General features: G+C 36.0%; 11 protein-coding genes, 2 pseudogenes and 1 riboswitch. Of the genes and pseudogenes, 11 read left to right on the top strand and 2 right to left on the bottom strand.

Translation table 11 applies throughout. The features are described from left to right. Positions 1 to 736 (top strand): sensor histidine kinase (locus tag AC1DIT_RS24535; protein WP_476998469.1); only part of this gene is annotated, 736 nt, incomplete at its 5' end. A gap of 176 nt (positions 737 to 912) precedes the next feature. Here AC1DIT_RS24535 and thiT read toward each other — a convergent pair. Beyond that, complete coding sequence (thiT, locus tag AC1DIT_RS24530; RefSeq protein WP_016116802.1) at positions 913 to 1,581, bottom strand: energy-coupled thiamine transporter ThiT; 669 nt, start codon at positions 1,579 to 1,581, stop codon at positions 913 to 915. Between the two features lie 94 nt (positions 1,582 to 1,675). Next, positions 1,676 to 1,777, bottom strand: a riboswitch (TPP riboswitch). A 545-nt stretch (positions 1,778 to 2,322) separates the two neighbouring features. On the opposite strand from thiT, the gene AC1DIT_RS24525 reads away from it, so the two are divergent. The 7 genes from AC1DIT_RS24525 (at position 2,323) to AC1DIT_RS24495 (ending at position 7,856) form a co-directional block, all read left to right on the top strand. Next, positions 2,323 to 2,550, top strand: a complete 228-nt coding sequence (locus AC1DIT_RS24525; protein ID WP_016116801.1) for a FeoA family protein — start codon at positions 2,323 to 2,325, stop codon at positions 2,548 to 2,550. Then, entirely contained in the window at positions 2,547 to 4,535 is a 1,989-nt protein-coding gene (gene feoB / locus AC1DIT_RS24520; RefSeq protein WP_016116800.1) for a ferrous iron transport protein B, read from the top strand. Before AC1DIT_RS24525 ends, feoB begins: the two co-directional genes overlap by 4 nt. A gap of 16 nt (positions 4,536 to 4,551) precedes the next feature. Further along, positions 4,552 to 4,719 carry a FeoB-associated Cys-rich membrane protein gene (locus AC1DIT_RS24515; RefSeq protein ID WP_016116799.1) on the top strand — a complete coding sequence of 56 codons (168 nt, stop codon included), beginning with the start codon at positions 4,552 to 4,554 and terminating at the stop codon, positions 4,717 to 4,719. A gap of 286 nt (positions 4,720 to 5,005) precedes the next feature. Continuing rightward, positions 5,006 to 5,671 (top strand): PspA/IM30 family protein, encoded by a 666-nt coding sequence (locus tag AC1DIT_RS24510; protein ID WP_476998468.1) that lies wholly within the window; start codon positions 5,006 to 5,008, stop codon positions 5,669 to 5,671. 428 nt (positions 5,672 to 6,099) lie between these two features. Next, positions 6,100 to 6,504: a DUF350 domain-containing protein gene (locus AC1DIT_RS24505; RefSeq protein WP_033671598.1), complete on the top strand. Its 405-nt coding sequence runs from the start codon at positions 6,100 to 6,102 to the stop codon at positions 6,502 to 6,504. A gap of 22 nt (positions 6,505 to 6,526) precedes the next feature. Beyond that, on the top strand, positions 6,527 to 7,033 hold the full coding sequence (locus AC1DIT_RS24500) for a DUF4178 domain-containing protein (protein WP_016116796.1): 507 nt from the start codon (positions 6,527 to 6,529) through the stop codon (positions 7,031 to 7,033). 13 nt (positions 7,034 to 7,046) lie between these two features. Then, positions 7,047 to 7,856: a DUF4247 domain-containing protein gene (locus tag AC1DIT_RS24495; RefSeq protein ID WP_016116795.1), complete on the top strand. Its 810-nt coding sequence runs from the start codon at positions 7,047 to 7,049 to the stop codon at positions 7,854 to 7,856. Between the two features lie 599 nt (positions 7,857 to 8,455). Here the strand turns inward: AC1DIT_RS24495 and AC1DIT_RS24490 are convergent. Next, positions 8,456 to 9,610: an MFS transporter gene (locus AC1DIT_RS24490; protein WP_016116794.1), complete on the bottom strand. Its 1,155-nt coding sequence runs from the start codon at positions 9,608 to 9,610 to the stop codon at positions 8,456 to 8,458. Positions 9,611 to 9,709: 99 nt separating this feature from the next. On the opposite strand from AC1DIT_RS24490, the gene AC1DIT_RS24485 reads away from it, so the two are divergent. The 3 genes and pseudogenes from AC1DIT_RS24485 to AC1DIT_RS24475 all read left to right on the top strand — a co-directional run. Beyond that, positions 9,710 to 10,573 (top strand): LysR family transcriptional regulator, encoded by an 864-nt coding sequence (locus AC1DIT_RS24485; RefSeq protein WP_016116793.1) that lies wholly within the window; start codon positions 9,710 to 9,712, stop codon positions 10,571 to 10,573. Positions 10,574 to 10,685: 112 nt separating this feature from the next. Next, positions 10,686 to 11,006, top strand: a pseudogene (locus AC1DIT_RS24480) (DUF2199 domain-containing protein). A 50-nt stretch (positions 11,007 to 11,056) separates the two neighbouring features. After that, a pseudogene (locus AC1DIT_RS24475) lies at positions 11,057 to 11,885 on the top strand (IS3 family transposase); the annotation flags it as partial.

Genomic DNA, 11,885 nt, shown 5'->3' with positions numbered 1-11,885 from the left:
ATCAAATACATTGCACACACATATTGAACAATTAGAACAAGATATTGAAAAAGAAAGAAAGCTAGAAAATACGAGAAAAGAATTTATTTCAGGTGTCTCACATGAATTGAAAACACCGCTAAGTATTATGAAAAGCTGTATTTCGATTCTAAAAGATGGGGTAGCCGAACATAAGAAAGAATATTATTTTCAGGCAATGGAAAAAGAAGTGGATAAGATGGATATGTTAATTTTGGACATGCTGGAGTTAGCTAAATTTGAATCTGGCACGTATAAAATGCAGATGGATACTTTTCATATTGATGAGGTCATTGAGCATATATGTGGACAACTATCATTAGAAATAGAGAAGAAACAACTTCATATTCACAAACACATATCTCCAGCTCAAGTTGTTGCAAATCAACATCGCATTGAGCAAGTAATTGTCAATTTCATTACGAATGCAATCCGTTATACACCTGAAAAAGAGGATATTATTATTTCTACAATAGATGAGCTAAATCRWATAAARRTKTGYATWGAAAATAAAGGYACTCAYATTGAAGAAGAACAATTAGATAAAATATGGGACCGTTTTTACCGTATAGATACAGCTCGTCAACGTTCAAACGGTGGAACGGGACTCGGACTTGCTATTTCCAAAAATATTTTGGAACTTCATGGCGTAGAGTATGGTGTAAATAATACAGCAGATGGTGTGTTGTTTTACTTCTATTTAAATAAAAAAGTGTAGTAGGGTTTGTCTAAATACACAGAATGAAAAAGGTCTTTCTCAGTAGAGAAAGGCCTTTTGGTTTTTATTAATAGTACATCTAATGGTCTCAAATCTCTATTTATCCCGTATTAACGGGCAGGAAGACCCCCATCCGGGGTCTTCTCGGTTAAAATAATAAAAAATAAGACTGCCATTTAGGCACTCTTATTTTTTAAATTCATATTATGTGCACCGATACTTTTAAATAAGCGTGGTGAAGTTGAAAACAGGAGTAGTAGTAATACTGTGCATAATGCAAATGAACCAAGCATTGTACTACCATTCACGATCAATGAATAAAGAACAGCTGACTGTCCTGGTGGTGCGTACTTCCCAAAGAAGATAACACCAGCAATAAAGTGACAGAAATAACGGGCAAAGCTACCAACAAATGTAGCAAGGATAATATAAAAAAGCGCCTTTTTCCCTTGACCGCTTTTTGATGAAGGTTTATCTTTGCGGCTACCAATGTCGGATTGTACGTTAGATGTATGTTGGTTGTTCGCAAGTGCCTTTTGAATTGGACGATAGAATAAACCAGCAAAACCGATAAAAGCAAATGCAACGAAGTACTCAATAAACGCTTGAACTGGCGTTAAAATGTAAGCATCGCCAACTACGATTTGTAGTAGACCCCAAATGAGTCCTCCTAAGAAAGCAGTTTTAAAGCCCCAGCGGTAAGCGATAATAAAAATAGGAATCATTGCAAATGAAACAGAACCGCCTGTTGGAAGTTTAATTGATAGTGGTAAAATGTCGATGATCAAGGCGAAGGCTGCAAGGATTGCAGATTCAATCATCGCTTGTAAATTGGTGTTACGCATGTTGTTAATCCCCCTAAATCCAAGTTGCACAAAAAAGAATACTTATCATAGGGAGATATGAAATACGTAAGTGGAAAAAGAATGAGGTATTTCAAGTTCAACGTTTGCACAATTCCTACGTTAGCATTAACTAACAGGTTCTAAGGGTCGGAACGAAGTGTTCCCTCTCAGCAGCAAAGCTCCCCCTGTGATAACGAGATTCTTTATTTGTTAGGTTTATTGTAATTGAAATGGATGAGAATGGCAAATGAATCTATTAGGAACAATCATTTAAATATGTAAATACAAATTGAAATAAAACCTTCCCTTTTAGATGGGAGAGAGGATCCGGCCATGGATAGAAGCGGTCAGACCCTCTTCCTGCCCCGTGCCAAGTGAAAATAAAGGGAGAAAACGAGTGCAGCTCACCTTTTGTTATCCATAGCAGTAACTTATATGTTGAAAAATTTAAATATATTTAAATAAAACCTTTCTTTTTAGGTGGGAGAGAGGATCCGGCCATGGATAGAAGCGGTCAGACCCTCTTCCTGCCCCGTGCCAAGTGAAAACAAAAGGAGAAAACGAGTGGAGATCTCCTTTTGTTTTTATAGCAGCGACTTATATGCCAGCAAATCAACATGGATATATATAATTCTCCCGAAATGTTAATAAATAGGAAGAAAAAATATATAGTACTTGATTCATAGAATGTGATATAATTTTCTTGAAAATAATTATCATTCTCTTTTGAGGGGGAAGATTATGAGCTTAGTTGACATTAAAATAGGTGAAAAAGTATTAGTTAAAAATTTACAAACGTTAGATAAATTATTAAAGCGGAGATTAGCTGCTTTTGGTCTTTCAGAAGGAAGTGAACTTCGTATGAAACAAAGAGCGATGTTTAAAGGGCCGTGTACATTAGAGTGCCGTGGACAATTAATTAGTATTCGTCATTGTGACGCGAAAATGATAAAGGTGGAATTAGCGTGAATAAGGTTGCGTTACTAGGGAACCCGAATACAGGGAAAACATCATTATTTAATGCGCTGACTGGTTCTTATGAATATGTAGGAAACTGGAGCGGAGTAACAGTAGAAAAGAAGGTTGGTAAGTTAAAGGGGAAGCAAGGGACATTAATTGATTTACCAGGTATATATGATTTAAATCCTGTTTCTCGTGATGAAGGTGTTGTTACAAAGTTTCTACTAACAGAAGAATTTCATCATATGCTAAATATTGTTGACTCTTCTCAATTTGAACGCAATATGCATTTAACATTGCAACTACTAGAGTTTGGTAAACCAGTTTCTATCGGTTTAAATATGATTGATGTTGCGAAGCAACGCGGAATTGTTATTAATGCGAACAGATTGTCAGAAATATTAGGAGTAACGGTCGTTCCTGTTGTTGCGAGAAGTGGTAAAGGTTGTGAAGAATTACTGGCTACTCTTCATGAGAACGAGAAGAAAGAGAAAAAGCCTTTCACTCTTTCTTATGGTAAAGAAGTAGATGCAGGTATTGAAGAAATCATGGATCTTTTAACTCAAGCAAATTATGAGCATCCTAGATGGCTTACACTTCAATTTTTAAGTAATAACGAAGTAGTAGAACAAGAAGTTAAAAGATTGCCTGTTTATGAAAAGCTTGTAGCAATTCGTTCTAAATTAGAAGCGAAACTTGATAGTACGCTAGAACAGCATATTTACCGGACACGTGCAGCGTATATTGAAAAGTTAAAAACAAATGTCATTCAGCATGAAAAGGAAGGAAAGATTCCCTTTTCAGAAAAAATTGATAAGTTAATTACACATAAAATTTTAGGACTTCCAATCTTTTTAGCAGTTATGTTTTTTATTTTTCAGGTTACGTTTACGTGGATTGGTACGCCTTTATCAGATATGCTTGATGAATTTCTTGGTGGGCAGTTTACGGATTGGGTAACGGCAGGTTTAACAAACATTGGTGCCTCTGAGTTTATTCAAGCGCTCGTTACAGAGGGAATTATTGCCGGCGTTGGTGCGGTATTAGTATTCGTTCCACAAATTTTTGCATTGTTCTTCTTTATTTCGTTATTAGAAGACTCAGGGTATATGGCCCGCATTGCAGTTGTAATGGACCGTATTATGGAATTCTTTGGTTTAAACGGAAAAGCATTTATTCCTATGATTATCGGTTTTGGTTGTAACGTTCCCGGGATTATGGCAGCGAGAACGATTGAGCAGGAAAAAGAAAGATTACTTACCGTTTTAGTAACACCATTTATGTCTTGTTCAGCGCGTTTACCTGTATATGCATTATTTGCGGGAGTCTTTTTCCCGAATAGTCAAGCGACTGTTGTGTTCTCTTTATACATTGCAGGTATTGTACTTGCTTTACTCGTTACAAAAGTAATGTCTCTTACTGTTTTAAAAGAAGAAAAATCTATTTTCGTTATTGAGCTTCCGCCTTATCGTGTACCACAAGCAAAAACATTGTGGCTTAGTACGTGGGAAAAAGGAAAAGGTTTCGTACGTAAAGCTGGTACATTTATCTTTGGTGGATCTGTTGTTATCTGGTTACTCAACTATGCTGGTCCATCTGGATTTGGCGTCGATATGGGAGAAAGTTACTTAGCGATTATTGGTGGCTTTATTGCACCAATCTTAGCACCGCTCGGTTTTGGAACATGGCAAGCAGCGGCATCATTATTAACAGGATTTTTAGCAAAAGAAGTTGTTGTTTCAACAATGGCCATTATTTATGCGGTGAAAGAGGATGTATTAGGAAATGTAATGGGAGCGCACTATACTGCATTATCAGCATATGCGTTTATGTTCTTCATTTTGTTATATGTTCCATGTTTGGCGACAGTAGCTGTTATTCGTCGTGAAACAGGATCTGTCAAGTGGACAATTTTCTCTGTTGTTTATCCACTTATAGTTGCTTATGTTTTAACGCTCGTTATATACCAAGTCGGATCCTTACTCGGATTCTAGAAGGAGATGTATCATAATGATGGTCAATATTGTAATTGGAGCTATCATTTTTGGTTATGCAGGATATACATTATTCAATTTTGTGAAGAGAAGTAAAAAAGGGAAATGCGCAGCATGTTCCTTAAATAAATCATGTCAGTCAAATAGTTGTAGTCCTGATATGGAGCGAGTCGTTAATAAGTAGAAAAAAGCTTTGCGGATTTCGCAAAGCTTTTTTTATGACTTGCTATTTTTATAGTGGTTTGAATGATTGATTTTGAGGATATCAAAGGATTTGATATGAGGTCAATGTTGAGAAGGGAATGTCATATTATAGTTTACATATTCAAGAAATAACATGTAAGGACATCTTAGTTTTGATATAATGTACACATAGGCTTTAAAAATGAATATTCTTACTGTAGAGGAAGAATTTTTAGTTTTCCAGGTATTGAATTTGAAATATGAAGCAGTTTATAGGAGGAGTTTAAATGTCTGTTTTTAAACGATTAAGAGATTTAACAATGTCAAATGTGTATGCATTAATTGAAAAGGCAGAAGATCCAGTTAAGATGACGGATCAATATTTACGCGATATGCAAGAGGATGTACAAGAAGCTGAGAAGAGTGTAGCAGCTCAAATTGCGCTTGAGAAAAAGTTTAAATTATTGTTTGAAGAACAAGAAGCACTTGTAAAGAAACGTGAAGAACAAGCACATATGGCTGTTCAAGCAAATAATATTGATCTTGCACGACGTGCTTTAGAAGAAAAACAAAATGTAGAGCAAAAGATGAATGAATATAAAGCGAGTTATGAGCAAAATAAAGCAGCTGCTGATAATCTTCGTGCGAAATTGGAAGAAATGCGTAARCAATTAACTGAACTGARAAATAAACGTGAAACACTTGTGGCGCGTGTGAACGCAGCGAAAGCACAAAAGAATATTAATCAAGCAATGTCTGGATTTGATGCAAATACAGCAAAAGCTGGTTTAAGCCGTATGGAAGAAAAAGCTCTTCAATTAGAGGCTGAAGCAGAAGCAAGCGGTGAAATTTATAAAAAAGAAAAGTCGTTAGATGATGAATTTGCGGCTTTAAATAAAAACTCAGCTGTGGATGATGAACTAGCACGTATTATGAAGCAGTATGAGAAATAATATATAAATGAAAAGCTAAAACCCTTTCTTTTTAGGTTGGAGAGAGCGTCCGCCCATGTATAGGAGCGGTCAGTACCTTTTTTGGTCGCATTCCGCGTGAAAACAAAAGGAGGAAATGAGTGGAGGCCTGTTTTTGTTTTCATGACCGCAGTTTATATGTTGAAAAATCAAAGGGGATCTATAAAACGAAGAAACGATAAACCCCTTTCTTTTTAGGTTGGAGAGAGCATCCGATCATGCATAGGAGCGGTCAGAGCCTTTTTTTGCCCCATGCCGCGTGAAAACAAAAAGAGGAGACCTGTTTTTGTTTTCATAGCCGCGGTTTATGTGTTGGAAAATCAAAATGGATATATAGAAGATAAAGGAACCGACATGTCATGAAAATCAATCATGTCGGTTTTCTATTATTCTCTAGAGGAGGTTTCACCATGACATGGATGAATGTGTTAGCCATGCTTGTATGGACAGGAGCAAGCGCTGTTCTTTTATTTGTACTTATGTGGGTTGATTCTATCTTTACAAAATATAACGATTTGGTAGAAATTAAAAAAGGGAATATTGCTGTGACAACGCGCTTTATTATGAAGTTATTTGCGCAAGGATATATTTTGTCACAGTCGATTACGAAAGCAAATGATTTATGGCAAGCGCTGCTTGCATCGGCAGTTTCATTCGTTATTTTGTTAGTTGTAGAAATGTTTATCGAACTCATTTTGAAAAAAGTGGCTGGTTTAGATTTAGAAGGGGGAACGAAACAAGGGAATGTTGCACACGCTTTATTGGCTGGTTCGTTACATGTTGTCGGGGCCCTCATTTTAGCAGCTTGTCTATAACGAGAAAAGGAGGGGATAGATTATGAGTTTATTCAAACGAATTAAAAATATAATGAAAAGTCCAGAACCCGCTAAGCCAGAAAAAAGCCTATTAACGTTAACGCCTGGTGATATGATCGAAGTTTCATTAGTGATGTACGAAATGATTGGAAAAACAAGTATGCATTCTCGGAATGAAATTATTTTAACATTGCAGGACGGAAAGACCATTCGCTATTTAAAAATTGAAAATCGTGAAAGCACCTATTATAAACTATATACACCAATTGATGGTCGTTTAGATTCTATAAATGAGATTCCAACGACGATCGAAATGGATGATATCGAGTATCATATGGAAGAGCAATATAACGGACGTGCTGTTGTGATGGGGAAAACGCCATTTGCAATATCTGATGAACAACACGTATGGGAGTTCCAATCTGACAACCGGAAGCTACTTCGCATTGAGTGGCAAGATGGCCGTACAATGATGTATGAGGGAGAATCGATTCTTTCTGCTGATGTACAAATTATAAGGGCAACGTAAGGGGGCGGTAATCATGTCAAACCGATTGTTTACCATGATTAAATCATTCATAATCCCTATCTTTGCCATTGTTACGTTACTTGTAATTGCTGGTTTTGCTTTATCGGGGTGTCAAAATGAAAAATCGATTCAAGATCGTTACCCATTAGAATCRGTTGCAAAAGACGGCAAGCAAGAATCATATGTGTATAGGGCCGCCAATCAATCAGTTCCAGAGGTGGCAAAGGAGCTGATTGATGAAAGGGAACCAAAACAAGCGTCTAAAGAAGATGAAAATCAGATGTTCCTTGTGTATTCTGATAAAATATACAACATTCAGAAAGACAAAGAGAAACCATCGGATACATTAGTTGAGATAAGTAACAAAGAGTTTGTCCGTCAAAATTATCAGCCATCTTTCTTACAAGGTTATATTTTAGCAAGTATATTAGACGATATATTTGATTCGCGTAAATCGTATCATGGCGATTACCGTGGATATACAGATCGGAAAAATCATAAACCGGTTATTCCAGAAAGACCGCCTACAAAAGAAGAGAAGAAGACACCACCGCCTATTACAAAGCAAGGTAAGGGTTCTATTATTAAGAGAAGTGATAAAGTAGATCCAAAGACATCCGTAGGCGATAAAGGAAGCATTACAGAAAAAGAGACGAAAACTGTACCACCGTCTACTGAGAATAAAGGAAAGATTATTAAATCACCGGGCGGTTCTAGTGGTTCAGATGTGAAGCCGAAATCTTCGATTAAAAGCCCGCCGAAGAATACGTCTCCCCCTAAAACACGGGTTGGTGGATCTGGGAAGGTTACGAAGAGAAGATAAACATAAAAAAGCTCAAGAAGTGAAGGGAATGCTTCTTGGGCTTTTTTTACTACCACTTGCTTTCTTATCGTTTCCATGTTTTTAGGTGATGCAAAAGGCTTTGCCTCGAAAAGTTGTTTTATTACTTTTGCTTTGAGGATAGGTGTGAACCGATTAATAATAGATATAAGCACTGTAGGAATGACAATGGTCGAAACGGGTATAATCCATCGTTTTTTCTTATAAAAATTTTTTTGGCTCACTTTAACCAGCCTTTCTTAAGATTTATCGTAGTTCTGTATTTTATCATTCCTTGATGTTTCATTGTTATTATGTACCCTGCTATTTATGATTCCTACTCCTACTTTAACAATTCAGCGAAAGTAAAGAAATTAGTTGGGGAATCAAGGCCCCCACAATGATTAAAGTTTTACTTTATACCATTATCCCCTTATATCTTGTATATTCCTTTTCAATTTCAAGATCGAGTATCCATGTTTCATGAGTATGTGGAATGGATAAAGCATGGTGGAAAGTGGGGAAGACCATAAAAGGTTATGTTAGTAATAAGCCACTATCTTAAATGAAGAAGATAGTGGCTTATTGTTTTGAATCATAATTTAGTGAGATTTCCGTACTTTTACAATTTTTTTACCGATAAAAAGAATTTGTCCTCCTATAGCAAAAAGTAATATACCGGCTATTATATAAGGTAAAGTAACAGGTGCTATTCCTTTTTCTAAAAGTATTCCGTTTGTCATTGTCCCAATGGAACCAGAAAAATAATTAATAGAGCTAAGTAAAGCAATTGAAATGGTAGCATGATCTGGACTAATTTCTAAGAGTGTTTTTTGTTGGGTGACTAGTGCCGCCCACCCTGTACTTCCCCAAAGAATTAAACAGATGGCTAACAATAACGCAGTTTCATGGAAAACTCCCATGCATATAAATGAGAAAAACATGATTCCCATTAAGTACAGTAATATGATCTTTGGCTTTTTATAAAAATCCATTATAAACCCGATTATAAAACTTCCGGCAATTCCGCCGATTCCCCACATCCAAATAAATAGGATAGATTTTTGGAATCCATATGCAGTAATGATGGAATCTAAGTATGTGTACAAGCCCAAACTACAAAAGCTTAATATCATTGTAATAAGCATGACAAGAGAGATTTTTTTGTTTTTGAACATACTTAGCCGTGCTTTTAATGTTGGCAAAGGACTAGATTCTATCATAGGGAATTTAGCGAAGAGAGCAAATATCCCGATTGCCCCAATTGTGACGATAAACCACATCGCCATGCGCCATTCATAAATGGAAGCGATATATATACCAAATGGAACGCCAATTACGGTTCCAGCACTCATTCCGAGTAAAACAGTGCTTAAAGCTCTCCCCCTTCTTTTTTCAGAAACTAATGTAACAGCAGCAGATGATGCCAATGGTGAATATAGACCAGCACCTATGCCAGCCAAGCCTCTAGAAATTAATAGAATAATAAAATGATGAGTCACAGCAGTCAGGAAGTTAGAGACTGTGAAAAGGAATAATGCTGCTAATAATGTATGTTTTGGATTCGTCTTTCTCATGCATGTAGCAAACAAAGGAGCTGCAATCGCATAGCAGATTGTGAAGATACTTACGGTTTGCCCAGCAGTCCCAATCGAAACATGAAAATCATCAGCGATTTGAGGTAATATTCCTGCCATTATATAAGCATCTACTCCTAATGCGAACATCCCGAGTGTTAATAAAAATATTTTATTCAATGTGAATCCTCCCTTGGATGAATTGTTCTATTTTTATCGTAACGGGTATAATGAAATTAATGAAATTCATATTTTAAATGAGAGGTATGAGTAAAATTCATGACRATAGCTAGATATGAAATTTTTCAAAAGGTAGTAGAGTTAGGTAATTTTACTAGAGCGGCAGAACAATTGAACATGACACAATCAGCTGTGAGTCATGCGATTGCTAGTTTAGAAAAAGAATTTGGTCATTCTTTGTTACATAGAAATAAGCAAGCTGAAATTAGAAGAACCGAGTTTGCAAATCGTATTTTTCCACATATTCAAAATGTGTTAAAGAGTGAAGCAGCGATTAAACAAGAAGTATCTATGCAAAATAAGAGATTGGAAGGTACGCTCAAAATCGGGGCATTTACGAGTGCAGCGGCACAAATACTACCGTCTATGTTGTTGCAGCTTAAAAAGAGTTACTCAGGTGTTAAAGTTTTATTATTTGAAGGTACATATGGAGAAGTAATGGAATGGATTGATAATGGTACAGTGGATATAGGGTTTGTATTGGAATCAAATGTAAATAAACAAATGAAATCAATACTCGTTAGTAAAGATGAGATTGTATTAGGACTACCCAAAAATCATCTGTTAGTGAATCAAAAAATAATTGATATTCAACAAATTGATGGGATGGACTTTATTATGCCGAAGGGACCGTATCAGCCATTAGTGATAAAAAATTTATCCGATTACCAAGTATGCCCAAATATCATATTAGAAGTGTTGAATTGTGAAACGATTGTTAATATGGTTTCACAAAATATTGGGATTACGATGGGGCCAGAGTTATTTTTTAAATCACATAAGAATATTGAAATGAAAAAATTAAAGCAGAAACAATATCGGCACATTCATTTAGCATGTAAAGAAAAGTCACCTATAATAGATGCTTTTTTTACATGTAATCAACTGTCGATTCATTCCTAGGATTGTATAAGAAGATAAAAAATGCGCAGAAGAAGAATATATGGAAAAAAACAGTAATAAAGAAATGCATCAGCAAAAATTTACATGTAATCATTTATAACAAGAATTACCAATGTGCCATGGAAGTGGTGCACCTTTTTACTATTATTCTATTCCTGAAAGAGAAAGGCAAAAATGTTTTGAATTAAATGCTGATCTTTGCATTATGGACGGGGAGCATTACTTTATTTGATGCTGTATTGAAATATCAGTGTTAAATAGTAATGAAACATTCATGTGGGATGTTTGGGTGTCTTTAAGTAAAGCAAATTTTGATAGAACAATGGAACTATGGGAAACTGAAGGGAGAGAGGGAGAAGAGCCTTATTTCGGTTGGCTTTCTACGTCGATTCCTGGTTATCCAGAAACATTAAATTTGAGGACCAATGTGTGAACTGCCCCCCAATTGTTAGACACAGTCTAACAATTGGAGGGCAGTTTTTTATGTCTAAATTTTCTTCAAAAGAAAAAATACGAGCAGTGAGACGGTATTTAAGTGGCAATGAAGGTGGAAAAACAATTGCTAAATCTATAGGGGTTCACCCCAGTATACTTCACCAGTGGATTAAACAATATGAATTTTCGGGTAAAAATGCTTTTRAAAAACGCTATACATCTTACTCTGTGCCGTTTAAACTGAATGTACTCAATTATATGAATGAAAAAGGGACATCTATCAGGGAAACAGCGGCGATTTTCAATATTCCATCTTATGAAACACTTCGGAAATGGAAAGTGGCTTATGAAGCAGGAGGATGGGATGCCCTACAATCAAAGAAAAAGGGGCGTCCATCCATGAAAAATAAAAAACTTAACACGACTAAAGATCACGGAATAGTTGAAGGTTCAATAGAGGCACTACAAGCGGAAAATGAGCGTTTACGTATGGAAAATGCGTATTTAAAAAAGTTAAATGCCTTAGTTCAAAACAAGGAGAAATCACGAAACAAGACAAAGCCCAAGTAGTCTATGAACTAAGGCATGAATTTTCAGTGAAGGTGCTACTTCAGCTCGCAGGTATTCCGCGCAGTACGTATTATTATTGGGTTAAAAGATTCGATCTTCCTGATTCAGATGTAGAACTAAAAGGATTGATTCGAACCATTTATGACGAACATGAGGGGCTTTATGGTTATCGTCGTATTCGTGATGAACTGACGAACCGCGGACACAAAGTAAATCATAAAAAAGTGTATCGAATTATGAAAGAATTAGGCTTGAAGTGTCTCGTTCGTATGAAAAAATATCGTTCTTATAAAGGGAAAGTTGGAAA

Source organism: Bacillus sp. 05T22 (assembly GCF_056396765.1).
This window is presented reverse-complemented; position numbering and strand designations above follow the sequence as displayed.